General features: G+C 41.4%; 29 protein-coding genes. 25 read left to right on the top strand and 4 right to left on the bottom strand.

Going from position 1 to position 26,695, the window contains the following annotated elements:
* Positions 1-81 precede the first annotated feature (81 nt).
* The 14 genes from ACDZ28_RS22570 to ACDZ28_RS22635 all read left to right on the top strand — a co-directional run bounded on the left by ACDZ28_RS22570 (position 82) and on the right by ACDZ28_RS22635 (position 11,410).
* Positions 82-1,260 carry an MFS transporter gene (locus tag ACDZ28_RS22570; protein ID WP_375102792.1) on the top strand — a complete coding sequence of 393 codons (1,179 nt, stop codon included), beginning with the start codon at positions 82-84 and terminating at the stop codon, positions 1,258-1,260.
* A gap of 171 nt (positions 1,261-1,431) precedes the next feature.
* Positions 1,432-2,052: a thermonuclease family protein gene (locus ACDZ28_RS22575; protein ID WP_076118319.1), complete on the top strand. Its 621-nt coding sequence runs from the start codon at positions 1,432-1,434 to the stop codon at positions 2,050-2,052.
* Between the two features lie 160 nt (positions 2,053-2,212).
* Positions 2,213-2,989, top strand: coding sequence for a (S)-benzoin forming benzil reductase (locus tag ACDZ28_RS22580; protein ID WP_042127291.1), 777 nt, complete (start codon positions 2,213-2,215; stop codon positions 2,987-2,989).
* Positions 2,990-3,134: 145 nt separating this feature from the next.
* Positions 3,135-3,590, top strand: coding sequence for an NUDIX hydrolase (locus ACDZ28_RS22585; protein ID WP_076118323.1), 456 nt, complete (start codon positions 3,135-3,137; stop codon positions 3,588-3,590).
* Positions 3,591-3,681: 91 nt separating this feature from the next.
* Complete coding sequence (locus ACDZ28_RS22590; protein ID WP_375102793.1) at positions 3,682-4,785, top strand: PRK06851 family protein; 1,104 nt, start codon at positions 3,682-3,684, stop codon at positions 4,783-4,785.
* Between the two features lie 148 nt (positions 4,786-4,933).
* Entirely contained in the window at positions 4,934-5,677 is a 744-nt protein-coding gene (locus ACDZ28_RS22595) for an AzlC family ABC transporter permease (protein ID WP_375102794.1), read from the top strand.
* Positions 5,674-5,985 (top strand): AzlD domain-containing protein, encoded by a 312-nt coding sequence (locus ACDZ28_RS22600; RefSeq protein WP_052414590.1) that lies wholly within the window; start codon positions 5,674-5,676, stop codon positions 5,983-5,985. Before ACDZ28_RS22595 ends, ACDZ28_RS22600 begins: the two co-directional genes overlap by 4 nt.
* Positions 5,986-6,017: 32 nt before the next feature.
* The gene (locus tag ACDZ28_RS22605; RefSeq protein ID WP_375102795.1) at positions 6,018-7,526 is read left to right on the top strand and encodes a PLP-dependent aminotransferase family protein; all 1,509 of its coding nucleotides are present in this window, start codon (positions 6,018-6,020) and stop codon (positions 7,524-7,526) included.
* A 106-nt stretch (positions 7,527-7,632) separates the two neighbouring features.
* Complete coding sequence (locus tag ACDZ28_RS22610; RefSeq protein ID WP_042127301.1) at positions 7,633-8,604, top strand: ROK family protein; 972 nt, start codon at positions 7,633-7,635, stop codon at positions 8,602-8,604.
* A gap of 65 nt (positions 8,605-8,669) precedes the next feature.
* Positions 8,670-8,939 carry a PQ-loop domain-containing transporter gene (locus ACDZ28_RS22615; protein ID WP_042127303.1) on the top strand — a complete coding sequence of 90 codons (270 nt, stop codon included), beginning with the start codon at positions 8,670-8,672 and terminating at the stop codon, positions 8,937-8,939.
* A complete protein-coding gene (locus ACDZ28_RS22620) occupies positions 8,936-9,448 on the top strand; it encodes a GNAT family N-acetyltransferase (protein WP_375102796.1) in 513 nt (170 codons plus the stop codon). Before ACDZ28_RS22615 ends, ACDZ28_RS22620 begins: the two co-directional genes overlap by 4 nt.
* Positions 9,449-9,470: 22 nt before the next feature.
* Positions 9,471-10,346 (top strand): serine/threonine protein kinase, encoded by an 876-nt coding sequence (locus ACDZ28_RS22625; protein ID WP_375102797.1) that lies wholly within the window; start codon positions 9,471-9,473, stop codon positions 10,344-10,346.
* 25 nt (positions 10,347-10,371) lie between these two features.
* Positions 10,372-10,812, top strand: a complete 441-nt coding sequence (locus ACDZ28_RS22630) for an NUDIX domain-containing protein (protein WP_042127309.1) — start codon at positions 10,372-10,374, stop codon at positions 10,810-10,812.
* Positions 10,813-10,876: 64 nt separating this feature from the next.
* The gene (locus ACDZ28_RS22635) at positions 10,877-11,410 is read left to right on the top strand and encodes a hypothetical protein (protein WP_375102798.1); all 534 of its coding nucleotides are present in this window, start codon (positions 10,877-10,879) and stop codon (positions 11,408-11,410) included.
* Between the two features lie 12 nt (positions 11,411-11,422).
* Here ACDZ28_RS22635 and ACDZ28_RS22640 read toward each other — a convergent pair whose 3' ends face one another.
* A complete protein-coding gene (locus ACDZ28_RS22640; protein WP_042127313.1) occupies positions 11,423-11,854 on the bottom strand; it encodes a DUF4395 domain-containing protein in 432 nt (143 codons plus the stop codon).
* Positions 11,855-12,262: 408 nt separating this feature from the next.
* Between ACDZ28_RS22640 and ACDZ28_RS22645 the strand changes: the two genes are divergently transcribed.
* Positions 12,263-12,832 (top strand): TetR/AcrR family transcriptional regulator, encoded by a 570-nt coding sequence (locus ACDZ28_RS22645; RefSeq protein ID WP_042127315.1) that lies wholly within the window; start codon positions 12,263-12,265, stop codon positions 12,830-12,832.
* 49 nt (positions 12,833-12,881) lie between these two features.
* A complete protein-coding gene (locus ACDZ28_RS22650) occupies positions 12,882-14,336 on the top strand; it encodes a DHA2 family efflux MFS transporter permease subunit (RefSeq protein WP_076118628.1) in 1,455 nt (484 codons plus the stop codon).
* Between the two features lie 159 nt (positions 14,337-14,495).
* On the opposite strand, the gene ACDZ28_RS22655 is transcribed toward ACDZ28_RS22650, so the two are convergent.
* Positions 14,496-15,314: an SDR family oxidoreductase gene (locus ACDZ28_RS22655; RefSeq protein WP_042127317.1), complete on the bottom strand. Its 819-nt coding sequence runs from the start codon at positions 15,312-15,314 to the stop codon at positions 14,496-14,498.
* 57 nt (positions 15,315-15,371) lie between these two features.
* Positions 15,372-15,905, bottom strand: coding sequence for a PadR family transcriptional regulator (locus tag ACDZ28_RS22660; protein ID WP_375102799.1), 534 nt, complete (start codon positions 15,903-15,905; stop codon positions 15,372-15,374).
* Between the two features lie 365 nt (positions 15,906-16,270).
* On the opposite strand from ACDZ28_RS22660, the gene ACDZ28_RS22665 reads away from it, so the two are divergent.
* The 6 genes from ACDZ28_RS22665 (at position 16,271) to ACDZ28_RS22690 (ending at position 22,335) form a co-directional block, all read left to right on the top strand.
* Complete coding sequence (locus tag ACDZ28_RS22665; RefSeq protein ID WP_375102800.1) at positions 16,271-16,603, top strand: PadR family transcriptional regulator; 333 nt, start codon at positions 16,271-16,273, stop codon at positions 16,601-16,603.
* The gene (locus ACDZ28_RS22670; RefSeq protein ID WP_375102801.1) at positions 16,600-17,925 is read left to right on the top strand and encodes an FtsW/RodA/SpoVE family cell cycle protein; all 1,326 of its coding nucleotides are present in this window, start codon (positions 16,600-16,602) and stop codon (positions 17,923-17,925) included. Before ACDZ28_RS22665 ends, ACDZ28_RS22670 begins: the two co-directional genes overlap by 4 nt.
* A 67-nt stretch (positions 17,926-17,992) precedes the next feature.
* Positions 17,993-18,898, top strand: a complete 906-nt coding sequence (locus tag ACDZ28_RS22675) for a hypothetical protein (RefSeq protein ID WP_375102802.1) — start codon at positions 17,993-17,995, stop codon at positions 18,896-18,898.
* A 45-nt stretch (positions 18,899-18,943) separates the two neighbouring features.
* On the top strand, positions 18,944-19,708 hold the full coding sequence (locus tag ACDZ28_RS22680) for a M15 family metallopeptidase (protein ID WP_375102803.1): 765 nt from the start codon (positions 18,944-18,946) through the stop codon (positions 19,706-19,708).
* Between the two features lie 126 nt (positions 19,709-19,834).
* The gene (locus tag ACDZ28_RS22685; protein WP_042127323.1) at positions 19,835-20,584 is read left to right on the top strand and encodes a stalk domain-containing protein; all 750 of its coding nucleotides are present in this window, start codon (positions 19,835-19,837) and stop codon (positions 20,582-20,584) included.
* Positions 20,585-20,835: 251 nt separating this feature from the next.
* Positions 20,836-22,335 carry a DHA2 family efflux MFS transporter permease subunit gene (locus tag ACDZ28_RS22690; RefSeq protein WP_042127325.1) on the top strand — a complete coding sequence of 500 codons (1,500 nt, stop codon included), beginning with the start codon at positions 20,836-20,838 and terminating at the stop codon, positions 22,333-22,335.
* 82 nt (positions 22,336-22,417) lie between these two features.
* On the opposite strand, the gene ACDZ28_RS22695 is transcribed toward ACDZ28_RS22690, so the two are convergent.
* Positions 22,418-23,311: a DMT family transporter gene (locus tag ACDZ28_RS22695; RefSeq protein WP_375102804.1), complete on the bottom strand. Its 894-nt coding sequence runs from the start codon at positions 23,309-23,311 to the stop codon at positions 22,418-22,420.
* 128 nt (positions 23,312-23,439) lie between these two features.
* Between ACDZ28_RS22695 and ACDZ28_RS22700 the strand changes: the two genes are divergently transcribed.
* The 3 genes from ACDZ28_RS22700 to ACDZ28_RS22710 all read left to right on the top strand — a co-directional run bounded on the left by ACDZ28_RS22700 (position 23,440) and on the right by ACDZ28_RS22710 (position 26,658).
* Positions 23,440-24,324, top strand: coding sequence for a LysR family transcriptional regulator (locus ACDZ28_RS22700; RefSeq protein WP_042127329.1), 885 nt, complete (start codon positions 23,440-23,442; stop codon positions 24,322-24,324).
* A 71-nt stretch (positions 24,325-24,395) separates the two neighbouring features.
* Positions 24,396-25,496, top strand: coding sequence for a LacI family DNA-binding transcriptional regulator (locus ACDZ28_RS22705; RefSeq protein WP_375105394.1), 1,101 nt, complete (start codon positions 24,396-24,398; stop codon positions 25,494-25,496).
* 1 nt (position 25,497) lies between these two features.
* On the top strand, positions 25,498-26,658 hold the full coding sequence (locus tag ACDZ28_RS22710) for a Gfo/Idh/MocA family oxidoreductase (RefSeq protein WP_339290878.1): 1,161 nt from the start codon (positions 25,498-25,500) through the stop codon (positions 26,656-26,658).
* Positions 26,659-26,695 lie beyond the last annotated feature (37 nt).

Genomic DNA, 26,695 nt, shown 5'->3' on the forward strand with positions numbered 1-26,695 from the left:
ATGAGAGGAGGGAAGATTTTTTTTGATAATACATATCTACAAATCTATATATGTGAATATAAATGGAGGATTGTTTTAAAAATGAAAAAGATTAACCCGTTGCTTATCATTATTCTGGCTTTAGGTGTATTTGGTATTATCACTACGGAAATGGGAATTATAGGTGTTCTACCACAGATAACTCAAAAATTTAATATAACGACTTCACAGACTGGATGGCTTGTAAGTATATTTGCTTTAGTCGTTGCCATTTCTGGTCCATTTCTAACATTACTGGCTTCTGGTATTAATCGTAAAGTTATTCTATTAACGGCTGTACTTATTTTTGCGATTTCAAACATTGTGTATGCTTTTACGACCATGTTTGAAGTAATGCTTATTTTCCGTATTATTCCTGCTATATTTCATCCCGTCTTTTTTTCAGTTGCTCTTGTGACCGCTGCTCAACTTGTCCCACCAAACAAGAGTACTAAGGCAGTTACAAAGGTTTTCGCCGGAATCACAGTCGGGTTTGCTTTCGGAGTGCCTTTGACTTCTTATCTCGCTGACAAAATATCGTTAGAAGTTGCTTTTCTGTTTGGTGCTGTTGTAAGTATAATTGCCTTTTTAGGGATACTCGCTTGGCTTCCTTCCATGCCTGTTAAAGAAAAAATGTCTTATGGCAAGCAGCTTGGTATATTACGTAAACCCCTATTATGGTTAAATATAGTGACAGTTATTTTTATATTTGCAGCGATGTTTTCTGTATATAGTTACTTTGCTGAGTATCTTGGTCAAGTAACACATATGAATGGGTCGTGGATTAGTATCATGTTAATGGCCTTTGGTATAGTCATGATTTTTGGGAATTTTTTATTTGGGGGCCTTTTACATAAAAGCATTCCAAAGACCGTCATCATGTTTCCTCTGCTATATGCGGTAACTTACTTCTTCGTTTATTTTCTAGGATCTTATTTCATTCCAATGGTTATTATCATAATTATTTGGGGGGTAGTGCATTCCGGCGGACTCATTATCAGTCAAGCATGGTTAACGACCGAGACGAAAGAAGCTCCCGAATTCGGTAACAGCTTGTTTATTTCATTCTCCAATCTTGGAATTACAATAGGTACTTCTATCGGTGGTTGGTTTATTTCTCGCTCAGGTATACATGAACTCATTTGGATTGGGATTATTTTTTCCCTGCTTGCTTTCTTATCGATCATAATCAAAATAAAAATCTCCAACTTAAACGTAGCAGAAGCTAAGCTGGGTGATTAACGGAGATTATAATTTTAATATAACAGCGACAGCCATGTATCTTATTTTTCTGGTACATAGTTGTCGTTGTTTTCTATATTAAGTAATACAAACTTGTGTTTTTCACGGTTTTGCTTTATTTTAATTAGACCCCATGAAGCTATTACATATGTTTAAGAAAGAGGTTTATTTATGAGTAAAATGTATCTTATGAAAATCTGCATGGCCATCATCCTCCTACTAGGAACCGTTACCGGTTGCACTATTGTAGAGCAGTCTGCTTCAGATCCTGTTCCAGCAATAACTACGAGTCCTGAGCCTAAATCTGATGCTACCGCAAAGAATACAGTAGAGGACAATAGACGTTTACTAGATGCTAAGGTAACACGGGTAGTTGATGGTGACACCATGAAGCTGACGATCGACGGTAAAAAAGAAACTATTCGATTGTTACTAGTTGATACTCCTGAATCCGTTAATCCGAATATTCCTGAGCCACAACCATTTTCGATAGAAGCCTCTGATTATGCCAAAAAGATGCTTACCAATAAAGATGTGCAAATTGAACTGGATGTATCAGAACGAGATAAATATGGTCGTCTACTCTGTTATCTCTATATCGATGGCAAAATGTTTAATGAGCTTCTGCTAGAGCAGGGTTATGCACGTGTGGCATATGTATTTGCACCTAATACGAAATACGTAGATCAATTTAGAGCTATTCAGGATAAAGCAAGAGAGCAGGGAATCGGCATCTGGAGTATTGAAAATTACGCGCAAAACAATGGTTTTCATGTTCCAAAAACGAAATAAACATCTAGTAATCAAGATTCATAGAGCTACCATGAGGTAGCTTTTTTTATATTAGGTAGAACATGCACGTAATGGATGTATTTGACAAGGCGATTCTTTAAATGTGATACTCTAGTAGTTGGTATTAGTATCAGGTTACAATTCGAGGAGGATTGCCCTTATGAAATACTTCATTATTACAGGAGCTTCAAGAGGAATTGGAGAGTCAATAGCAGAACAACTAGTCTCTCCTGATCACTATCTGTTTTGTATCTCACGTGAAAGAAATGAGAGTTTAGTAAGCAAAAGTAGTAATATAACCTATTATGAATTTGATTTGAATCACATTCATCTGATTGAATCTCTGATGGGGAGTATTTTCAATTCTATTAACGTGTCAAAAGCGGAGGGAATCTACCTTATTAATAACGCTTCAATGATTTCTCCTGTCTCATTTATTGATACAGCAAGGGTTGATGAAATAACGGGAAATATAAATGTGAATTTATTAGCTCCTATTATACTAACCTCAATGTTTATAAAGCATACGAATGGTCATCTAATCGACAAAAGGATCTTAAATATATCATCCTCTTCTGCTAAGAATCATCATCCTGGCATGAGTCTGTATTCAGCAGCAAAAGCTGGGCTAGATGTTTTTTCACAATGTGTGGGACTAGAACAAAATCACTCCAAAACACCAGTTGGAATTGTATCGATCTGGCCAGGAATGATTGATACCAATCTGCAAAGAGAGGCTAGAAGCCAGGATAAATCAACATTTCCATCAGCAGAGATATTTGAGGTAGTTAAGGAAACTGGGATGCTCACAACAGCACAGGAAACAGCACAACAAATCATTGAGTTTTTGTTTAAACCTAATTTTGAACACGGTGCAATTGTGGATATTTATGATTATTCAAAACTTCAACAGCATTTAAGTATATCAACAGACTAAAATAACTACTTTCCGGAGTGTATTATGCGAGATATAGATTACAGCAATTATTATTGGCAGGATGATGATCGGATCTGGACTTACTGAAGATGAATTTTTGGAAAAGAACAAAAAAATATAAGCATTAAGGAGAGGGTGCTGTTTAATGAGTAATTATATTATGGAGCTAAGAAAACATGTGGGTACCAGGCCGCTTATTATGGCAGGAGCCTGTGTTTTGTTGTGTAGCGAACAGCAATTACTCTTACAACGTAGAACGGACAACGGTTGCTGGGGATTGCCAGGTGGCTCAATGGAGCTTGGGGAGACTTTGGAAGAGGTTGCCAAAAGGGAACTTTTTGAGGAGACAGGTTTACAGGCCAGAGGACTTGAATTGTTTGACATGTTCTCTGGACAAGAACTTTATTACAAATATCCAAACGGTGATGAAGTATATAATGTAGTAGCCGCTTATCTAAGTACGGAATTTGACGGTGTGCTTAAAGAAGATGGAATTGAAGTACAAGAAGTCCGTTTTTTTAATTATGGAGAATTGCCTAGCGAGTTGTCACCTCCTGATGTTCCAGTCATTAAGAGATTTATGGATCATTTTATGAAGTAAGACCACATCTCACTTAAAGTGTCACCTTTCCCAGCGGTCAATAATACGATGAATTATGAACCATGACATTAGCCCGGAAAGGTGTGCGATTATGAACGGAACAATCCTCAATTTCTTTGCTGGCGGCAATACGGCTCACGGCTTTTACAATCTCTATGAGTCGTCATTGCAAAGTTTAACACGTCTGTTTGTATTAAAAGGAGGTCCCGGAACGGGGCAGACCAAACTAATTAGAGAAATCGGAGAGCAGTTGAATCAACAAGGCTATGGGATTTGGTTCATCCACACTGCATCAGATAACGATTCACTAGACGGTGTCGTTATTCCAAAATTAAATGTAGGAATCTTTGATGGAGCTGCTCCACGTGTAATAAACCCTGAACTGCCTGAAGAGTCCATCGTATTCGTAGATTTGGAGCAAGCGGTTGATCTGTTTCAGTTAAGCCAGCACAAGTTGGAAATCGATAAATTAGTTGCTGCAATCAGCCAAGAGCATGATTTTGCTTACGCTGGTTTTGCTGAAGCCCTTCGCATTCATGACGAATGGGAAGCGATATATATCGCGACAATGAATTTTCAAGCAGCTGATGAGCTGACACAAGAGTATATTAAGCTTTTGTATGATGATCAGAAATCTGAACATTCCAGCCGGATAGATCATCGTTTTTTAGGGGCGGCGACGCCTAAGGGGGCAGTGGATTTTGTTCCTAATCTAACCGCAGGATTAAAAAGATATTTGGTTAAAGGACGTGCGGGCTCCGGAAAATCAACACTGTTGAAAAAAATAGCGGCTGAAGGCATCAAGCGTGGCTACGATGTTGAAATTTACCACTGTGGCTTCGATCCAAATAGCCTTGATATGATTATTGTGCGTGAGCTTGGATTTGCTATTTTTGATAGCACGGCTCCACATGAGTATTATCCAGATCGTGTCACTGATGAGATTGTCGATATGTATTCGCGTTGTATACAAACTGGTACAGATGAAGCATTCTCCGAAGCTATAGCTGGCATTAAAAAACGGTACTCCAGCACCATGAAACAGTCCACACAGCATCTGACAGACGCAAAGGTATTCCTTGATGCGTTAAAGCAAATTTATGCTTCTACCGTGAACATTAATCGATTAGATCAGATTAGATCGCAGATCGTACAGGAAATTAACGAGATTGTTGAAAGTCCACTGGAGGTATAAAGCTTCATTAAAGATCGTTCTCTTAGAGGGCGGTCTTTTTTATGAGAAAAGAAATTGGTATGGTACATACGCACCCATGCGGTCATTTCCACTGGATCGGTATCCAAGTATGCTCTCTCTAGGACAACGATAAGGGAGAGAGAAACTTATGAATGATCAGAAAGAACTGTTTAGAACAGGACTTAAAGATTCCGTCGCAATCGTTGCAGGATTTATTCCTGCGTGCTTTACGTTTGGATTGGTCGGTAAGGGGTTAGGTCTCGGTAGTCTGGAGGTATTCTTATTGTCAGCGCTAGTATTTGCGGGGGCTAGTCAATTTATAGGTGTAAAAATGCTTGCCGCAGGAGCAGCCGCTCCAGTAATTTTACTGCTTACGCTGATCATTAACCTAAGATATTTGTTTATCAGCTTATCCTTTGGAGGGCAGTTAAATCGTAATATTAGCTATCTTGCGCGAACCTGGATTGGCTTTAGTTTAACAGAAGAGGTATACGCAGTTAGTATGCTCACTAGAGAGAAAGCAAACCCTAAATCAGTGAATGAAAAATCTAACCAACCCCTAGAACTTCCTTATTTGCTGGGCTTACAAATCCCTCCTTATGTCGCTAACCTGCTAGCTACGGCTTCAGGGATAACCCTTGCTTCCTATATTCCAGCTTTTTATTTACCGGCGCTAAATACTTCATTATACGCCTTGCTGATTGCACTTGTTGTACCTCAATTGAAAGGCAGCTTACGGAATATGGCTATATGTATATCAGCTGCAGGATCATCATGGCTGCTGCACCCCTTGCTGGGAAACTCTTCGATCCTTGTAGCTATGATAATCGGCATGGCAGTGGGCTCCTTGTTTAGAGTACGAGTTCAAGCGGAGAAAGGGGTATCCCTATGACTATCTTAATCATTGTGGGTATGGCTGTTATTACATTTTTATTTCGTTTTGTGCCTTTGCTACTTACAAATCATTCGAATGGACCCTCCAAAGTTCAAGCGATGCTAGAGTATTTGCCTATAGCGGTTCTTAGTGCGCTAACGGTACCTGGAATCATTCAGGTAGACCCAGATGTTAATCTTGTGGGTATCGCATCAGGGACTGTCGCTGTTATACTGGTATTAATTAGAAAAATTCCGCTGCTCCTCGTGATTCTAGGCTCTGTTTCCGCAGCACTACTCGTAAAAATGCTTACCCTTTATTTTTGAACAAAAGTCGGAACAGAAGGGGAGGACCTCTTATGAAGCATGATTTGCTGATCACAATCGATAAAGAACGACAGATTCCGTTTAGCCGTCAAATTTACGAGCAAGTTCGAAATGCTATCCATTCAGGAGCTTTAAGCGGGGGTGACCCCCTGCCTCCGTCTAGAACTTTAGCTAACCAGCTTGGCGTATCCAGAAGCGTGGTCCTTCAATCCTATGAGCTGCTACAGGCAGAAGGGTATCTGGAGATGAGAAAAGGAGCGGGAACGTTTATTGCGGAGTTGACGTTGGAGGAGAAAGTGACAAAGGTTTATGAGAGCCCTTACAATTTTGTAACGAAGGGACCTGATTTCCTTGCACTTAACCCACCGTCTACTAGAGAAGTGGATCATTTGAATCCGGTGTTTTGCGATTTTCGACATGGTGTTCCTGCTTGGGACGCGTTTCCTATGGATCAATGGCAAAAGGCCCTAATGAATGCTTGCCGCCGTGCTTCTCCGGATACGTTAGGTTATGGCCCTGCGGAGGGTTCACTGGGATTGCGTCGAGAGATCGCACGTTTATTACGTTCCACACGGTCTATGCCCGTTGTTCCGGAACAAATCGTGATTACGTCTGGGGCTACGCAAGCGCTCGATATTTTATCGAGGATATTCTTGTTTAAAGGTGATCATGTCATTGTTGAAGATCCATCACATAGCGTTGTACGTGAAATTTTTTCTTTTGCTGGGGTAGAGGTCTTACCTGTTAAGGTAGATCAAGATGGCATCTGCGTAGAACAATTCCAAACAAACAGTGATAACGATCAAGATGGTAATCTTAAAAAAACGCCAAAGCTAGTCTATGTTACTCCTTCTCACCAGTTCCCTTCAGGGACAACGCTGTCTTTGAAGCGAAGAGTTCAGTTGTTGGATTGGGCGAAAGCGAATCATGCTTTTATTATTGAAGACGATTATGACAGTGAATATAGGTACGAGGGTCCGAAATTATCCGCGCTTGCTGGTCTAGATACTGAGGGTCGAGTTATTTATGTAGGCAGTTTTAGTAAAGTATTATTTCCTTCTCTGCGGATAGGTTATGTTGTGTTGCCTCCGGCTTTGCTTCAGCCTTTTTTAGCTGTTAAATGGATTACAGATCGAATGTCTTCTGCTCTGGACCAGGAAGCGTTAGCAGAATTTATTCAGAATGGTCACTATGCAAGGCATGTTACGCAGATGGGAAAGCTGTATGCCTCACGCAGAGCCTGTCTCGTAAACAGTTTGAATACGGAATTTGGAAGTCGTGTGCGATATTATGGCGAGGAAGCTGGACTACATTTATTGATTGAGTTGGAGTCGGATGCCGAGGAGAATCGCATTGCTGAGGTGGCGCTACGTTACGGTGTTCGCGTATATCCTGCATCTTCTTATTTTCTGGAGAGCAAACCTAAGGGTCCAGTGTTTCTACTAGGCTATTCCAATCTCACTGAGAATCAGATTAAGATGGGTGTGAACAGACTGATGTTAGCCGAAATAGAAGCGACAGTTAGTAGAAGTCATTTGTAATAGAAATGTTGGAACTTTATCATATAACTTGTATGTTTACTCTATAGTTTCAGCCTTCAGGCATTCATAATGAAAGGGTAAGTTATTTCTAATTCTGGAGGTTCTTATGAAACGATATATTATTGGGATTGATCTCGGTGGAACGAATATCAAAGCAGGAATGTACGATACCGATTTTATAGCTGTAAAAGAAATATCTACACCTACTGAGGCAGCTAAAGGGCCATCACATGTACTGGGACGGATTAGAGAAGCTGTACGTCTGATTACTGTTGAAGCAAATATTTCATTTGATTTAGTAGTAGGTATGGGAATCGGAGTGCCCGGATTATTAGATCCAGTTGCTGGAGTTTCTTTTTTCTCGCCGAATTTTCCGGATTGGGAGCATGTAAATGTTGTTGACGAGATGAGAGCGTTCTATGACTTTCCTGTTTTTATTGATAATGATGTGAGGGTTAATCTTTATGGAGAATGGCTGCAAGGCGCAGGTAGAGGTTACAACAATCTGGTTCTGATTACCTTGGGAACAGGATTAGGATCGGGTATCGTGAACGACGGAAAAGTAATCTACGGCACGGCCTACAGCGCTGGTGAAATCGGACATATGAATATGTACAGAAACGGACGTCCCTGCAAATGCGGGAGCTCGGGTTGCCTAGGTAGATATGTCTCCGCTATTGGCATGGTGAATACGTTTAAAGAGATGCTAAAGGAAGGCCGAACCAGTATGATTCAGACGTGGACGAATGATCAAGAAGAGCTAATTACCGCGTTAATGATATCTGAAGCTTACGAACTCGGAGACGCCCTCTCCATTGAGGTTATGCAGGAGACCGGCACTATCCTTGGATTTGGATTAGCAAATGTGGTGAATATTCTCAATCCTGATCTAATTATTGTAGGTGGAGGGATGGCTGCTGCGGGCGATAAATTGCTCCAACCTGTAAGAGAAACAGTAAGTCAGCATGCATTGAAGCTATCCAGCAGTAAGTGCAAAATTGTTCAAGCAGAGCTTGGGAATCGGGCGGGTACTATTGGTGCCGCCTCTTATGCCTATAGTAAGCTTCAGTTATTTTGAAATGAATTGGAACCAGACTGAGCCGCCCGGAATACAACAGTAATACAATCCGTGGAGGTGCTGTTATGTTTGCAGTCATGCAATTAATAGGTGGAGTGATCCTGTCTTTAGGTTGGATTCCTCAGATTGTTCAGATCTTGAAATCCAAATCCGTAGCTGATTTGAATTTAAAGTCGTATTTGCTAATGCTGCTTGGGATTAGTCTAATGGAAGCTTACGCGATCAGTTTGGCGGTTACGGGAGTAGGTTTAGCTTTTTTAATTACGAATACGATGTCCCTATGTGTTGTGCTGCTGGTTATTATTCTAGTGATTAAATATCGAACAAGAACATGAATGAAGTTAAGAAGGAAGGAAATGAAATGAATTACAGTTATCGAAAAGCAGTATCTGCAGACTATGCCGCAATATGTGCTTTTCCTAAAGATTCAACGGAAGTGTTCTTTATGTCGCCCAAGCTGGAATATCCACTTACCTCCGAACAATTAGAGCAGGCTGCACAAGGCCGGGATAAGCAAACAGTGATTCTAAATGAACACGACCAAGTCATCGGATACGCCAATTTATATTACCAACAACATCAAGAGTTGTACTGGCTGGGGAATGTTATTATTTCACCCGATTATAGAGGTAAAGGAGCCGCGGAGTATTTGATCCATACCATGCTGGCTGCTGCTAAAGAGGACCTACAGCTTCATGAGTTACATCTGGTTTGTCATAATGTAAATACCAAAGGGATGTTATTATATTCCAGGTTAGGATTTAAGCCATATGAGATTGTCAAAAGAACCAGTCCACAGGAAACAACCATCGCCGGAATCTTTATGAAAATAGAACTAACTTAAATTAGTAAATGCGGAGGTACAGTTGAGCGAAAAAAAATATACATATGAAATTGACGCGGTAAGTTTTCAATTGCAAGAGCCTTATGATTTTGCATGGTTAACAAAGCTAGGTGTGGTGTTTAAAGTGTTTGACCAGCAGGACTCTGGAAATCTTTCTTTTGGTGTGGAGAAGGAGGGGCAGAAGTTTTTTGTGAAATTTGCTGGGGCAAAGCCTTTGACCTTCGACGGGAATCCCTTGGATGCTGTTAGCCGTTTAATTGAAGCTATCCCGTTGTATAACGAACTTGAATCTAAATCGCTGATCAATTTGGTGTCACATTTTGAAGTTGGGACGGGGTATGCAGCGGTATTTGAATGGTTTGCAGGTGAATGTTTACATTCACATTGGCTTTTTGCGGGTGAAGCTAAGCTGAGCCATCCGGAGTCGCCTTTTTACCGCTATAAGCAGTTATCTGTTGAACAACGTTTAGCGTCCTTAGACGTGATCTTTTCGTTTCATGAGCTTGTTGAGTTGCAGGGTTATGTAGCAGTGGATTTTTATGATGGAAGTATTCTGTATGATTTTACGAACGATGAAACAAGGATTTGTGATATTGATTTTTATAGACTTAAGCCTACTGTAAATGATCTGGGCGAGAACTTCTGGGGCTCATCAAGATTCAAGTCGCCGGAAGAATTTATTTTAGATGCACCGATTGATGAAGTTACAAATGTATTCAATATGGGTGCCACTGCATTTGTTCTTTTAGGAGGAGCCTCCGATCGATCGTTTGCAAAATGGGAAGCGAGCAAAGCCCAATACGATGTTGCTTTAAGGGCAGTCAGCTTGGAGCGGGAGGAGCGGTTTCAGAGTGTAGCAGCATTTAAATTAGCTTGGGATGAGGCTGGGAGTATCTGAAGCAGTGGGAAAGTGAGGGATAGAATTGCTGATAAGCTTATTTAATCTTGAAAAGGAAAAAGAAGTTGATTTAGAATACGTTGTTATTATGGTTAAGCATGGTGAAGAATGGATCTTAGCAAGACATCAGGATCGTTCGACGTGGGAGTTTGCCGGAGGTCATATAGAAGTAGGCGAGACACCGGAGCAGGCAGCGGCTAGAGAGTTATTTGAGGAAACGGGAGCGGAGCAATTCTCTATTGTCCCGATAACCATTTATAAGGTAACCATGGATGATGCACCTGGGAGTTATGGAAAACTATTTTTTGCAAATGTGGAACAATTCGCAGAGCTCCCACCATATGAGATGGCAGAAATCAAAGGATTTACTGATATCCCAACGAATCTAACTTATCCATTGATTTATCCCACTCTAATTTTAAAAGTTCAGGATTTCATCAACAGTTCGTCTTCAGCTGCAAGATAAGAATGATAGCCCTGCCGTTGTCACATGATATGATTAATGAATAGAACAAGCAGGAGGGGTTTCATTGAAAAGAGACATTCAGCATGTTCCCTACGGCTATGAGCCACCCGTTGAACAACGTAAAGGGACGTTAGTGTTTTACGATTCTTTTGAGCATATCACCGATCAGGAACTTGAAATCGCAGCAAAGACTGCAGCAGATCGGCGTTTCACTAAGCTAGTGCTGTATCCGCTTCATGAAGAAACGGTGAGACGAATGACAAAAGAGCCGGTGAGCGCTTATTATAAGCGTGAAGACCGGCTGCATGAGTGGAAAAGGGAACAAGGACGTAGCTTCATCACGGTAGAGAGCTTGGAAGGGAAGCGAAAGAAGTATACTCCGCTCGATTCGGCGCTTCGGCATCTTGTTGAAATCTATCCTTCGCCGATTTTTTTGTATTTAACGCCTGAGGTGGCAAATCAGTTTGCGTCATATTCCTCATTTGAAGAGTGGATTGTAAAGATTCGGTTATTGCTGACATCAGCACCACCATCACTTCATCCACGATTGTTAAAGTTTCGTCATCGTTGGGATGTTGTTGGAGAAGTACGGGATTAGGGGTTTTGCGATTTAATTTGTGCTTTGTTTACGTCTGTAATTGTACATTCTCCACTGATAATGGATAAAACATCCGATGCAAAAACCAAAAATCGCAACCGTAGCCGCCACTGCAACGAGCGTTGTGAAAATATAAGCAGCAATCGTCCAGCCAGCGAAGAAGCTGATCAGACCACCTGCTAGGCAGAAGACAGCAATGGTTTGGTTAAACTGTTGTTGTGACCAGTCTTCGAGTACATAGTGCGAACGTTCTTTGGTCAGAAACTTACCAGCAAGCTTAATAATGGGATTGTAACCGAACGAGAGGCCAAGCAATCCGGCGAACAAGGGCAGCGCAAGGATCCAGTGCTGTCCTGTTAGCCATGTTAATATTACTGAAATGACGATAAACGCCTGATTAGTCTTTACTAATGGCCGTGGAATTCCTTTAGGCACGTCCTGCATAAATTCACACCTTTCTCATTGGAATAATTATAGTATACGCTGAGGATGAGGGATTGGGAAGTAGATAATTTCGGGCGGATAAAGTGGGCGAGAGGCTAATTATTTTCCCGGTGAGGGTGAACTATCGGACTCCAATGCAGCTAGGTGCTCAAAAATAGATGGAAACTACTCCATTTTAGTGAAGTAGTGTCGCTCAGGTCCGATAATGTATCTTAAAGCCAGTTTTAGCGCAAATAGCTGCATCTGAGTCCGATGGGGTAACATGATGTACTGAGCAGATGGTGGTAACCTGACTACCGTACTTCCACCAAATTACTTTGAATTTAAGTAATTTATATGTTGACATATCTCTTAAAAATATGGTTTTATTATGTAGACCAATTGTTATAATGCAAAGGAAGTGTCAGCTTGTCGAACAAGCCGAATACGCGTGAGGCGATTCTGGACACCGCTTCGAAATTATTTTTTTCTCAGGGATATCATGCAACAGGATTAAATCAGATTATTAAAGACAGCGATTCACCGAAGGGATCTCTTTATTACTACTTCCCTCACGGTAAAGAAGAACTGGCTTTAACATGCATTAACCGGAATAGTCTAACAGTCGCTCAGAAGCTGAACTGTCATATGGAGAGCAGCAATAGTGCAGCTGAAGCAATGGAGGACTTTATTCTAGGAATGGCTATGAAAGCAGTAGAATCTTCATTTGAGGGGATCGTTCCGTTCAGTTTTTGGTTAGCGGCGGAGACCTCTTGTATTAGTGAGGAGCTGCGGGCTGCATGTAAATCTGTGTTTATGGACTTGCAGGATGTGATCAAGAAACGCCTTCTGGAAGAAGGTGTGGAGGGCAACACTGCAGCCGATAAGGCTTCAGTAGTAGTCTCATTATTTGAAGGAGCGCTTCTTCAGACGCTGACTTTACGGGATGAACAGCCGCTTCTCGCGGCGGCGAAGATTATCCCAGCAATACTTGGTTAGAGAGAGACAATAGATAAGAACATCAGGGGGATTAAGAGTGGAAGCAACTATGCAAGGAAAGCAACAAAAGGAAGTAAAGAAGTTTAAAACCATTCCGATTCTAGTCTCATTACTACTTGCAGGATTTATCGGAATGTTCAGTGAAACCGCACTAAATGTAGCTTTAAGTGATCTTATGAATGTCCTTCAAATCACTCCAGCAACAGCACAATGGTTAACGACAGCTTATCTGCTTACACTGGGAATTCTAGTACCGATTTCGGGTATGCTGCTTCAGTGGTTCTCGACTAGACAGTTGTTTGTTGCTGCATTATGTTTTTCAATACTAGGAACGTTTCTAGCTGCAGTATCACCTAGCTTTGAGTTCCTATTAACAGCGCGTGTAGTACAAGCAATGGGTACAGCGCTTCTATTACCGCTTATGTTCAATACGATCCTTATCATCATTGCTCCTGAAAAACGTGGTGCCGCGATGGGGATGATTGGTTTGGTTATCATGGTAGCGCCAGCGATCGGTCCTACTATTGCTGGACTTCTAATTGAAAGTCTTAGCTGGCACTGGATCTTCTGGCTGTCACTGCCCTTCCTGGTGATCGCATTGATATTCGGAATCCTCTTCATGCAGAACGTAACGAAGGTAACGAAGCCGAAGATCGACATCCTCTCCATAGCATTATCATCGATCGGGTTTGGTGGAATCGTGTTTGGTTTCAGCAGCGCCGGTGAAGAAGCCGGTTGGGGAAGTCCAAAAGTAATCATAGCTATCGTAGTAGGTGTGGTATCACTCTTATTGTTCGGCTTGCGCCAAATGAAGATGAAGCAGCCTATGATTAATCTGCGTGCTTTTAAATATCCAATGTTCTCCATTGGTGTGGCTATGGTATTTATTTGTATGATGGTTATCCTATCATCCATGTTGATTCTTCCAATGTATCTTCAACAGGGTCAGGGATATACAGCGTTCAAGGCAGGCTTGCTGCTACTTCCAGGGGGAATTATTAACGGACTGATGTCCCCAATCATGGGTCGTCTGTTCGACAAATACGGTCCTAAATGGCTTGTTATTCCAGGCCTGATTATTGCTGCTACAGCTTTATGGTTCTTCTCCAGTATTACTGTAGCTTCTACAGTCGTATTCGTAATCGTACTTCACAGTACGCTTATGATTGGTGTGTCGATGGTATTTATGCCTGCACAAACCAACGGAATTAACCAGCTGCCGCTAGAATTATATCCTGATGGTACAGCGATCATGAATACATTGCAGCAGGTTGCTGGTGCGATCGGTACTGCATTAGCTGTCAGCATTATGTCTGCAGGTTCTAAGAGTTATATGAAGACTGTGGCTGATCCAGCCGATCCGGCTAATATGTTGCCTGCGTTCACGCAAGGTGTGCAAAATGCATTTATTTTCGGAATGAGTATGGCAATTGTAGGTCTAATTCTTGCGTTCTTCGTAAAAAGAGTAGTTGTTGATCATAAAATGAATACACCTATGCATTAATCCTTAAGCTTGTAAAATCCCCTTACGGTAGATAGTGGAGAAGGTTCATGTACGTATGAACATACCACTGTTAATCGGAGGGGATTTTTTTACTCATAACAAGAAAGAGGGACCTCTCCCCGGTAGAATACCGAGAAGCGTCCGCCACCTAACTTCTTTTTAAGAAAAATGCTGGGCTATATTAGTCAGATACTCTTGTTCATCTGTATTTTCTTTCATTTGAATGAGCATTTTTGCATCTTCTCCAACAATGTACCGGAATTGACTTGTCCCATCAGTGGCGGCTTGATATATTGTTTCCGCAACAATTTCTGGAGGTGAAGCATAGGAAGGTTGGTTTTCCATCTCACCTAATTTACCCAAGAATGCAGTAGTAAAGGGTTTATAATCCGTTAATGCATCATTAAAAAAGAACTCCATCGATCTTCCACCAAAGTCCGTTTGAATAGCACCTGGTTCAATTAACTTAACTCTAATGTTCTGTGATGCTAATTCATAAGATACGGATTCAGAAAAACCTTCTACGGCGAATTTAGTTGAATGATACAGAGACATCGTAGGAAAGGTTACTTTCCCTCCCATAGAAGAGATATTGATCAGTAAACCCTCTTGATTCGATCTAAAATGTGGCAATATGGCTTTAGTCATACTGATAAGACCAAACACGTTCACTTCAAACTGTCTTCTGATCTGCTCATCTGTAGCTACTTCTATAAGACCCATTGTTCCATAACCAGCATTATTGAGAAGAACGTCAATTTTACCGAACCGCTTAATCGCTTCCGCTAACGCAGGTTGAATTGTGTCTGATTTCTCAACATCAAGCTGTAAAACCAATACATTATCAAGTGTAATAAGTTCACTTTCTTGTTCAGGTGAACGCATCGTGGCTACGACGTTCCATCCTCTTTCAGCAAAATGTTTTGCTGTAGTTCTCCCAATGCCAGACGAAGCACCTGTTATAAAAATTGTTTTCATTAACAATTCCTCCTAAAGTTTTTTGAGCGTTATCTCTTCACTTGGTACGTACAAAACTTACTTTGTAAGCACTAACTGCTCCATGTTTGACAATCCTTCGGCAATGATTTTGAGCTTTGCTTTATATTCTTCTATGCCAATTTGGATACAGATGATCTGTGCTGGATGCATTGTATTTTTATAAAGTGAATACTGCTCAAGTAATTGATCTAACTTCTGTTGTGATTCTTCCTGTGCTTGCTTCAACCAAAGAATCACCTTGTCATACCCAACAAATTCACCAAAGTATAGCCTCATCATAAAATCAGATTTCTTAATACTGTCAGCCTCTAGTGGGGCTAGTAAATACGTGTTAAAACTATCTCTTCCTTTATCCGTGATGTTTAAAAGATTCTTATTAGGCTTACCTTCCTGCTGCACATTTTCCTTAGTTATCAAACCCTCCTTTTCCATGCGGGCAAGTGTGGGATAAATCGTTCCATAACTAGAACTATAGAAATTAGAGAATACATCCTCCAATAACTGTTTTATTTCGTAACCAGTCTTCGATTCTTTCATAAGCATGCCTAAAATAACATCCTGACTGTTCAAAACAGAACCTCCTTGTTGATTAGAAATATTTGTATATCACGCTTATAATATATCGGACCAATATATATTGTGTCAATATATATTGGATAAATATATATGATTACAAGTAGGAGAATTGATTATTATATAGAGGTATTTAGAAAAACGACGATCACCCATCGGCAGAACACCGTGGAGCGATCGTCGTTTAATTTTTTCTATTGTTGTTTTTTACGTAATATTACACATGTCAGAGTAACCAATAAGCGTGGATTTTACATACATAGATTTACGATGTATAGTTATTCTAGGTATTGGAGGATAATTAATATACAGGATATTCAAATATTAATCATTGGACTTAAGAAATCAGGAGGTGCAGACCATTGAAAGTAAGTAAAGAAATGCTGAAGGGTAGTACAGGCACGTTGATTCTGACTCTTTTACTGGAGAAGCCGTTATATGGTTATGAACTGATCAAAGCGTTGGAGCAGAGATCACAGGGCATTTTTTCATTAAAAGAAGGAACCTTATATCCGATCCTGCATGCGATGGAAAGTGAACGCTGGGTTGAAGCCTATTGGATGGAGGTAGAGGGAAGGAAGCGAAAGTACTATAGAATTCTGGATGAAGGTAAAGAGAAGCTCAAAGAGAAAAGGGCAGAATGGGTTATGTTCAAAGGTGCAGTTGATTCTGTTCTGGGAGAGGGGAATGTATGATGAAAGAAAGGCAGCAGCAATTTTTGGACGAAGTATGTGCAGAGATTAAAGCGAAAAAAACTCATCCAGAAATACGTCAAGAATTAGCCAGTCATTTAGAAGATTTGATCTGTGAAAAAGAAGCAACCGGCATGCTCCGAGATGAAGCAATAGCTTGGGCAATCGCACAAATGGGGAATCCGCAAACATTAGGGAAGGAACTTCACCAAATACATAAACCACGAGTTCCTTGGGGATTGTTTGGAGTTATTGCTTTGTTGTCCGCGATTAGTTTGATCGGAATGAGCTCTGTGGATGCTGGCTATAGTGATATTGTTAAAGGTTCTTTTTTAGATAATGCGCTTAGACGGCAGTCCATAAATATACTCATAGGAACTGTATTGATGTTTGGATTGTACTTCATTGATTTCAGAAGACTAAAAGGACTTTCTTGGTTGTTATATGCTACTTCTATAATAGGGATATTAGTGAGTATTGGATGGGGAACGCAAGTGAACGGTGTGAATTATGGTCCTAGGATCTTTTTGATTTTACCTGACATGACATCCTATCGTCCTTTTATGCTGATTGTTGCGCTAACAGGTATTCTAGTAAATCGTAGGGAAGCAGCTATCAAGAAAACTTGGCGAAGCGGGCTGTTCGAAGTAGGCATTTTGTTACTCCCCGCGTTGTTGCTTATCTCTTTAAACGCTCTTCCAGAGTTAGTATTGTATCTTGTCTCCTCACTAGTACTGTATTTATGGATTATTCGCAATTGGTTAAAGAGCTTCGTGTTGTTAGGGTTCTTTTCAATAGCTGGACTACTTTTTATATTAAATAGTGAGTACTTGCTGGCTAGATTCATAAATGCTATAGATCCATCTTTAGATCCGGAAGGTTATGGATATATTTATCAAGTCATGCGTGAAGTAATTCGTTCAGCTGGGTGGTGGGGTCACGGATTCGGATCAGTAGAACAAAAGCTGCCGTATGTCTACTCCGATATGTTGCCAGTCTATCTTATTCATTGCTTTGGTTGGGCGGGTGGATTGCTTCTGGTAGCTGTTATAACCTGGCTTTTCATTAAGCTTCTTTTAACGATACGAGCTATTCGTGAACCTTACGGACAGGCACTTGTTGTTGGCTTAGCATTTTTTCTTGCTATAAGATTTGCCTATGGTCTTGCTGTTTTGAGCGGGGGAATGATGCTGACCTCAATTCCATTTCCGTTTCTCAGCTATGGGAGTCATGTGTGGTTTGAATATGCTGCTATTGGACTTTTGATGGGCATTTATCGTAGGAAGGATAATGAAGGCGTCCATAATAATACTGCGCTGGAATAGGTTCAGGATCTTCCCGTATGTCTAAATATTAAGTACAATTACATATATGGCATAAGGAGGTCATTAATTGAACTGGAAAAAAGCAAGCTTGTTAAGTATTGCTATAACCCTTGGTTCAGTGACAGGATTTAGTACTTTGGTTATAGAGCCAGTACTTGCCGCAACGACAACGGAAACGCTAAAAGTCTATAATCAATTCCAGCAGTATGTACAGAAGCCGACATCTCTTGCTGCCGCACGTAATTATTTAATTAACCACATCAAAGAAGTGGATAACTGGACAGCGACACGGATGACTCTCCAGCTCGAGAATGCACAGAAGGCTCATTTATCTGTATACTCAGAAAAGGTTTTTCCGGACAAGATGCAGAAAGAGATAAATAATGCTTTTTCCAAAAGCAAAAATCTCACCTATACCTCACTCCTTAATACGATCAAAGATGCCAACGTACGCAACATGTTAATTGAAGGCCGGGATAAGGGATATAAGCTGGAGACCAGTGAAGGCATGTACTATCCGGTGATGCATTATGAGGGATTTAAGATTTTTAAGCCGTATGTTACAAAGGACATTGCAGCATATATTGATATTATGGCCACCGAATCTAATCAACCGAGTGTCTCTGATGCAGCGATTGTGATTAGTTGGACCGAGTTAACGAACAGGGCACTTGCGCTAGAGGATTTTGTAACGAAATATCCTGCTTCTAACCGTTCAACCGCTCTTCAAAAAGAACTTCTCCTTGCAACGTCTCGCTTATTATATGGTACAAGTAATACACCTGCATATGACTATGATGAGCGAGTAATTAAACCAGAAGTAAAAAAGGCATATGAGGGTGCACTAAAAGATAGCAAAGTCGATACTAGAATTCTTTCGATTTTAGAAAAGCTGCTGCAATTACTTAATTCTACGAATAATAAATTCACACCTGTAATCGAAAAATTTCTAGTTGAAACCGTAAACTCATAATTATTAGAATATGTGAAGACAACATCTGAGAAGAGGCTGGCTCAATTGAGAATTGGATCAAGAGGAATAAAAATCGCAGTTTTCACAGTTGTGCTGTTATTGTGGACAAACACTATGTTTATGGGCAGTACTTATGCTGCTTATGTCGGCTCTTCAACAGACTCCGTGCTACAGCAGATGCAAATGGAGAAGAAGAATCATTTACCGCAAGGTTTTGTCTATCTGGATGAAGTGATTCCTACCGCACAATTTGAAATTCGTTATTTCGGGGACAACAATTTTGTTGGGAAGCGGATCGATGGCTATAAGGCGCCCTTAGCGATATTTTCGCGGACAGCGGCAACAGCTTTGAAGGCTGTAAGTGATGATTTAGCAAACAAAGGGTACATCCTTAAAATTTATGATGCGTATCGTCCTCAGACGGCAGTGAATCATTTTGTAAGATGGTCTCAGAATGCCGTAGATACTAAAATGAAACAGCAATATTATCCGCGACTGGATAAACGTAATCTATTCAAACTCGGATTTATAGCTAAAAAATCAGGCCATTCCAGAGGCAGCACCATCGATTTAACGATCGTAAATAATGAGACGGGAGCTGAGGTAGATATGGGCAGCCCGTTTGATTTTTTCGGAGATATTTCCTATTACGATACGTCCTTAATTAACAAGACTCAGAAAGCAAATCGGGCAATTCTCAAAGAGGCGATGGTAAAACAAGGATTTAAACCTTACAGTAAGGAATGGTGGCATTTTACGTTGATCAAGGAACCTTATCCTAAACAATATTTTGACTTCAAAGTGGAATAACCTAGAACTTGAAAGTCCATGTAAGAAGCAATTCACTTTTTTTGTTAAGCTTGATTACCATTAGGATTAGCAGATGCTGGAAACGCACATAATACTAATAGTCAAAAAAAGGGAGGTTTCGAACGGATGAACAAAATCGCGGTTGTTGTGGTGTTAAGTGTACTATTATTGGTAAATGGATTTGGAGGAACTACCTATTCTACGGCTTGGGCAGATGCTAGTGAAGTAAAGGTGGTTTTAAATGGTCAGGTTCTGAAATCAGATCTGTATTCAGCCTATACAAACGGTTCTACGGTCCTGCTTCCTCTTAGAGAGACATCAAGCGTCTTAAAATATCAGACCACTTATCAAAAAAGCACAGACACCATTACATTAAGTGGAGTCAAACAAAAGATTGAATATAAAGTTGGAGACGACCACATTACCATTAATGATACAGCAAAAAGAGATTTTAAGGATGCAGTTGTGCTTAAGAAGGAACACTTATATGTTCCGCTCTCTTTTTTCACTAGTGCTGGACTGGTAACCTCTTATAATGCAGAAGCTAATCTAGTGGAAGTTTATGCGCCCGAGGTTACAGCTAGTGTGATAGCGGGACTGCTGAGCACTGGACAATTTCAAGAATTAGAGAATCGATTCTTTAGTGATGAAATGAAGCGTTCGCTTTCCGTTACGGGTTTACAGAAATATTGGGCTGATTTCACTGCACGAGCTGGTACTTACCATGGCATAAAGTCTACTGAAAGTAGTCAAAAAGAAGATCAAATGTCCATACAATGTGTACTTGGCTTTGCTGTAACGGAAGCATCCCTTGAGTTTGTTCTCAATAAGTCGGGTAAGATTGTTGAATTAAAGGGAAACCTTCCTTCCATATAATTTGGAGGAAATTATTGATACAGTTTTAGTACAACAGGCTATGCGTACGTTCCTTAAGAAGAAATTTCTAAGGGACTATGCATAGTCTTTTTTTTGTTTCAATAAACTTTCTGAGATGAAAGTAAATGCAATGTATTTTTATTGTAAAAAAGGGTTTTATTTGTTGACTTTCACATTCATCGAAGGTAAATTAAAATTTGAAATAATCGTTAAAGCATTTAACTAAATTAGAGAAAAGAGTGGAGTACTGGATGACAAAATCAATTACTCAGAGTAGCCCGACAGAAGAACGGCCATTCTCACTAAGAGCTATCCTCCCCCCGCTTCTTGCTATTATCGTCGGAATGATTATGGTTATTCTGGATGGCACCGTCGTGAATGTGGCTATACCCAAACTGGTCGATTATTTTTCTTCAGATCTAAAAACGATTCAGTGGGCGATTACAGGCTACACGTTAGCTTTAGCTGCTGTAATACCGCTCGCAGGCTGGATGACTGATCGCTTCGGTTCTAAACAGGTGTTTCTGGTGACGCTCACGTTGTTCATTCTTGGCTCCATGTTATGTTCCATAGCTCAAACTTCTTCGCAGCTTGTTATTTTTCGAGTGATCCAAGGTCTTGGTGGGGGGATGGTAGCTCCTATTGGGATGGCCATGGTGTTTAAGTTAGCTCCAGCTGAACGAAGAGGGTCGATTATGGGGATGCTTGGGATTCCCATGCTGCTTGCACCTGCACTTGGCCCAATATTGTCCGGATGGCTTGTTGAATATGTTAGTTGGCATTGGATCTTCCTGATTAACGTGCCGATTGGGATTGTTGGTATTATTCTTGGTGTGAAGTATCTACCCAAGACGGAGAAGATCGGTAAAGGCAATCTCGATATACTAGGTATTATACTGGCTCCAATTGCGTTCTCTATGCTGGCATATGGAGTAAATGAAGGTGGAGCGAATAGCTGGTCATCGACTCCTGCAATCCTCGGGTTATCTGTTGGGGGTGTTGCACTGATTCTATTTATAATCGTTGAACTGCGGCATAAGCAGCCTCTGCTTGATCTTCGTGTGTTTCGTTCCTCAGATTTCACCCGCGGTATTATTTTAACTTGGGTCATGCAAGCCGCATTGTTTGGTTCCATGTTGTTTGTACCGCTATACTTACAGCAGATCCGGGCTTATACACCATTAGAGACAGGGTTAATTCTGCTTCCACAAGCTTTAGCATGTGTAATCGGCATGCCGCTTGGTGGTAAATTGTTTGATAAGATAGGGGCACGCCCGCTGGCATTTGTGGGTCTGAGCATCATTACAGTTACCTTATTCCTTCTATCGGGGATTACGATAACTACAAGCTTAAACACCATTATGATGTATCTTGCTTTATTAGGATTTGGGATGGGGATAGCGATGATGCCACTCAATACACATGTTCTGAATGCAGCGCCGCGTGATTTGGTGAGCCGGGTCACATCGCTTACAGCGGCTGCACAGCAGGTAGTGGTGGCCTTTGCGGTTGCAGGTTTAACAGGTTATTTGACAAGTCAAATTACTGTACACATGGGAGCACTGAAAGCAGGAAGCAATCCTTTGACAGCTGCAGTACTGGGCTTCGATGATGTATTCTTCCTTTCTGGCTGTATAGCTGTAGTCGGTGTACTCATGAGTATTATCCTGCGCAAACCGAAGCTTTCCGCTAATGATTCCTCCTCCGAAGAGGGTCAAAAGGCGGATGCTGCCATGATGATGGGACATTAATTCATACGATAATCTAAGTTAATATAAAAAGGCGTCGTTCAACTTGCATAGCTAACGACGCCTTTTGTATTAGATAATCATTTTATAGATGTTCTGGTTTCTTCTGAGTCCACTGAGGACTGACAGTAACTTTACCGAGTAGCTCTGATGCTACAATCCCCAGTAGAACAAGGGCTGCGCCAGCATACCCTTGCATCGATAGCTTTTCGGCGGCGAACCAATAACCAAACAGCGCAGCGAATACCGGCTCAAGGGAGAAAATCAGTCCGGTGCGGGTTGGTGTCGTATATTTTTGAGCTATCGGTTGTAAGATGAATCCGCAGGCACTACAGAGTATCCCAAGTGCGAGGATCGCTATCCATGCCGGTAAAGTTGAAGGTAGCGAAGGTGTCTCGTACAGTGCAGATAACACTAAAGCAAACCCTCCGGCAAATCCTAACTGCAAGATCCCAATATTCAGTGAATCACATTCTTTGACTGCCTTTCCAGTAAATAAGATCTGTACCGCATAGAACACCGCCGAAAGAATACAAAGGAAGTCACCGGGCCCAATTTTTAAGGTAGCGTTTAATGTAAGGAGTCCGATTCCAGCAATAGCGAGTATGGAGCCAAAAACTTGCGGAGGTGCGACTCTTTTTTTGAAAAGTACTCGATCTAGTATCGGTACAAAAATGACCGTAAGGGCTACTAAAAATCCTGCATTGGAGGTTGTCGTAGTCTTAAGTCCGAACGTTATACATGTGAACACGCCTAGGAGTAAGAATCCGAGTAAAGCACCATATTTCAATGTTTTGATGTCAGCTTTTCTTAAGCGTTTATGAAAGATCACTGCGGCTAATATAAAAGCAAGTCCGAAGCGGAGTGCAATCAGATTGAATTCACCTAACGTACCTAACCCCATTTTCATAAATATGTAGGAAGAACCCCAAAATAATGTTACAACTAACAGCATCAGCTCAGCTTTGAGCGGTTTCATCTCGTCATCCATCCTTCTTCATTTTCAACTCAATTTAGTATAATACGGCTCTATACATAAGGTAACTGAATGTTTATCATAGGATACATGAGTAAAACTTATGTAATTAAAAAGGTGAGGGATAGAGGTTGAGCATTAATAAATATGAGATTTTTCTAAAGGTTGTAGAGCTAGGGAGCTTAACAAAAGCAGCAGATGTGCTGGGCTTTACGCAATCTGGAATTAGCCACACGATTAGTAGCTTGGAGATGGAGTTTGGTTTTACGTTATTAATTAGAAATAGATCCGGCGTTAAATTGACGGTAAATGGGGAGCAGGTGCTGCAGCCTATCCGTGAAATTCTAAAGTGGAATGAAAAGTTGAAGCAGGAGGTGGCAGATATACATGGGCTAGAGGTAGGAACCATTACCATCGGTACATTCACCAGTGTATCTGTGCATTGGCTGCCAGGAATGATTAAGCAATTTCGCAGTGAGTATCCCTATATAGAAATCAGGTTGATGGAAGGTGGTTACTTAGAGGTTGAGCAATGGATCGAGGCTGGAGTCGTTGATTGTGGTTTTATTTCTCTGCCTACACGCGATAAGTTCGATGTCATTCCCTTAAAAAAGGATAGGATGCTAGGCATCGTGTCCAAAGAAAATCCGCTTAGTGCTGAGCCGTTTCTATCCTTATCCCAAATTGCTAAAGAGGATTTCATCATACCAAAGGCAGGTTCGGATTATGATGTTAGACGTGTACTGGATAAGGCAGGCATCAAACCGAATATTAAGTTCTCAGCAGGTGATGATTATGCCATTATGGCCATGGTGGAGAAGGGGCTTGGAATTAGTATTTTGCCAGAGCTTGTATTAACTCGTCAGAATTATAATGTAACGATGCTTGAATTGGAGGAACGTAGTTTCAGATCACTGGGGATTGCTGTACATTCCATGAAATACGCTTCTCCTGCCACTAAAAAATTCCTAAAGCACGTACAAGCGTGGTTGACGGGCAATGATAAAATCCCCTGATTTATTTCAGGGGATTTATTATTTTTTAATATCCAAAATTAGGGTTGACGAAGGGCATGGTTCATGAGAGAATGTACGCGCGTACATTAATTGAATGCGCTTTCGTAGGAGGGATTTCTATCGCCAGCCGTAAAGAGGTTGCCGAGCTTGCCGGAGTCTCAGAAGCCACAGTCTCTCGTGTGCTAAACAATGTAGGTCCGCTCAAGGAAGAGACGAAGGAACGGGTGTTGGCCGCTGCTCTAAAGCTGGGATATACTCCTAGCTCACTCGCTCAGAGCTTTGCTCGAAGAAGGAGTGGGAATCTCGGTGTAGTCATGCCTTATTTGCCAAAAGCTCGCTTGTTCTCCACTTATTATTTTTCGGAAATATTAAGTGGCATTGGGAGTAAGGCGCGAGAAGAGGGCTATGATCTGTTAATGCTGTTTCGAAACGCTGAAGAGCCAATGGACTATAGCGCATTGTTTAAGATGCGGAAGATTGATGCTTGCATTGTACTCGGTGCCAAAGAAGAACCAGGTGAGCTAGCCTCACTTCGCCGATTGAAGGTGGAAGGTCATCCGTTTTGCCTGATTAATCAGCATTTTGAAGGAGAGGCCTTTCATGAGGTGGATGCTGATCATGTCGAAGGAAGCCGGAAAGCGGTCAAGCACTTCCTGGATCAGGGATTGACGAGGATTGCCTTTCTAAACGGCCCGGCATCTTATTCGAACAGCCGAGATCGTTTAACTGGTTATGCGCGTGCGTTGGAGGAGTCGAACCTTCCTTTGGATGTTTCACTTTTATTCGAAGGGAATTTCAGCCGTAAAAGTGGTGTTAAGGCTGCCAAAGAGATGTTGCCACTGCTGAATGAGATTGATGCCATTGTAGCCGCAAATGATCGAATGGCTATTGGTTTGCAACAAGGTTTGCAGGAGCTAGGTATCCCAAAGGATCGTATCCCAGCTATGGTGGGCTATGATGATTCGGATGCTGCTGAGCTTACCACCCCCGCCTTAAGCAGTGTGCATGTTCCCTTTTATGAGCTGGGTGAAATCGCTGTAACTAAGGTACTAGAATTGCTGGGGTGTAGCCTCTCAGAAACGGCAGCGTCCTCCCAAATCATCCAGATTAAACATCCGACAGAATTAGTAATACGAGCTTCATCAATAATTATGAATCCTAAGGAGGAATAAGATGAAACAGCTTCGCATTGGAATGATCGGTTATAAATTTATGGGTAAGGCTCACAGTAATGCTTACCGCAGTCTGCCAATGTTTTTCCCGAAAGCGCTTAAGCCAGAGATGTCTGTGATTTGTGGACGGAATGCTGAAGCGCTTGAAGAGGCTGCCACTCAGTTAGGATGGTCGGATTGTGTAACAGATTGGAAAGATCTAATCACTCGTGAGGATATTGATCTTATTGATATAAATGCCCCTAGTAATGCACATAAGGAGATAGCTTTGGCTGCAGCCAAAGCAGGTAAGCATATTTTTTGTGAGAAACCACTCGCGTTGACCTTGGCGGATTCCCGTGAAATGCTGCAAGCCGCTGAAGATGCAGGGGTTACACATATGGTTGGTTTTAATTATCGCTTTTCGCCAGCGGTTAGACTTGCTAAGAAGCTAGTTGAGAGCGGACGGCTTGGAGAAATCTATCATTTTCGGGCATGGTTTCTACAAGATTGGATTATTGATCCGGAGTTCCCGTTAGTGTGGAGATTGCAGAAGGAGATTGCGGGTTCAGGCTCACATGGTGATTTGGGTGCGCATCTCATTGATTTGGCACATTTCTTAGTAGGTGATGTGAAGGAAGTAATCGGCATGAGTGAGACCTTCATTAAAGAACGTCCGCTTGCTGCTGAAATGACCGGATTAAGCGCTAAAGGGGACAAGGATGCACCAAAGGGAAAGGTTACTGTTGATGATGCGACATTGTTTTTAGCCCGTTTTGCAAACGGTGCCTTGGGTAGTTTTGAAGCTACGCGGTTCGCAGCAGGCCATCGCTCTACCAATTCATTTGAGATAAACGGCAGTCTAGGTAGTGTGAAATTCGATTTTGAGCGGATGAATGAACTTGAAGTCTATTTAACCTCAGACGCAGAGGATGTACAGGGCTTTCGGCGTGTGCTGGCTACAGATCCTGCGCATGAATATGCGGAGGCTTGGTGGCCGCCGGGTCATACGATTGGCTTTGAACATACGTTTATTCACGAGATGTTGGAGTTATCCAATGCGATAGAAGAAGGACGTCAGCCTGAACCTAATTTCCATGACGGAGTGAAATGCCAAGCTGTGTTAGAAGCTGTAGAACGCTCTATTGAACAGCGCCGGTGGGTCGATATATCTGAGATGTAATCAACAAAAATGCGTGATCAAAAGCGGACTTTTTGAA

Origin of the sequence: Paenibacillus sp. RS8 (assembly GCF_041956825.1) — a bacterium.
Lineage (GTDB): Bacteria > Bacillota > Bacilli > Paenibacillales > Paenibacillaceae > Paenibacillus_AQ.

Coding starts and splice junctions, on each gene's coding strand:
- ACDZ28_RS22570 (WP_375102792.1), top strand. CDS start 82: ATGAAAAAGATTAACCCGTTGCTTATCATTATTCTGGCTTTAGGTGTA.
- ACDZ28_RS22575 (WP_076118319.1), top strand. CDS start 1,432: ATGAGTAAAATGTATCTTATGAAAATCTGCATGGCCATCATCCTCCTA.
- ACDZ28_RS22580 (WP_042127291.1), top strand. CDS start 2,213: ATGAAATACTTCATTATTACAGGAGCTTCAAGAGGAATTGGAGAGTCA.
- ACDZ28_RS22585 (WP_076118323.1), top strand. CDS start 3,135: ATGAGTAATTATATTATGGAGCTAAGAAAACATGTGGGTACCAGGCCG.
- ACDZ28_RS22590 (WP_375102793.1), top strand. CDS start 3,682: ATGAACGGAACAATCCTCAATTTCTTTGCTGGCGGCAATACGGCTCAC.
- ACDZ28_RS22595 (WP_375102794.1), top strand. CDS start 4,934: ATGAATGATCAGAAAGAACTGTTTAGAACAGGACTTAAAGATTCCGTC.
- ACDZ28_RS22600 (WP_052414590.1), top strand. CDS start 5,674: ATGACTATCTTAATCATTGTGGGTATGGCTGTTATTACATTTTTATTT.
- ACDZ28_RS22605 (WP_375102795.1), top strand. CDS start 6,018: ATGAAGCATGATTTGCTGATCACAATCGATAAAGAACGACAGATTCCG.
- ACDZ28_RS22610 (WP_042127301.1), top strand. CDS start 7,633: ATGAAACGATATATTATTGGGATTGATCTCGGTGGAACGAATATCAAA.
- ACDZ28_RS22615 (WP_042127303.1), top strand. CDS start 8,670: ATGTTTGCAGTCATGCAATTAATAGGTGGAGTGATCCTGTCTTTAGGT.
- ACDZ28_RS22620 (WP_375102796.1), top strand. CDS start 8,936: ATGAATGAAGTTAAGAAGGAAGGAAATGAAATGAATTACAGTTATCGA.
- ACDZ28_RS22640 (WP_042127313.1), bottom strand. CDS start 11,854: ATGCAGGACGTGCCTAAAGGAATTCCACGGCCATTAGTAAAGACTAAT.
- ACDZ28_RS22650 (WP_076118628.1), top strand. CDS start 12,882: ATGCAAGGAAAGCAACAAAAGGAAGTAAAGAAGTTTAAAACCATTCCG.
- ACDZ28_RS22655 (WP_042127317.1), bottom strand. CDS start 15,314: ATGAAAACAATTTTTATAACAGGTGCTTCGTCTGGCATTGGGAGAACT.
- ACDZ28_RS22670 (WP_375102801.1), top strand. CDS start 16,600: ATGATGAAAGAAAGGCAGCAGCAATTTTTGGACGAAGTATGTGCAGAG.
- ACDZ28_RS22685 (WP_042127323.1), top strand. CDS start 19,835: ATGAACAAAATCGCGGTTGTTGTGGTGTTAAGTGTACTATTATTGGTA.
- ACDZ28_RS22690 (WP_042127325.1), top strand. CDS start 20,836: ATGACAAAATCAATTACTCAGAGTAGCCCGACAGAAGAACGGCCATTC.
- ACDZ28_RS22695 (WP_375102804.1), bottom strand. CDS start 23,311: ATGAAACCGCTCAAAGCTGAGCTGATGCTGTTAGTTGTAACATTATTT.
- ACDZ28_RS22705 (WP_375105394.1), top strand. CDS start 24,396: ATGTACGCGCGTACATTAATTGAATGCGCTTTCGTAGGAGGGATTTCT.
- ACDZ28_RS22710 (WP_339290878.1), top strand. CDS start 25,498: ATGAAACAGCTTCGCATTGGAATGATCGGTTATAAATTTATGGGTAAG.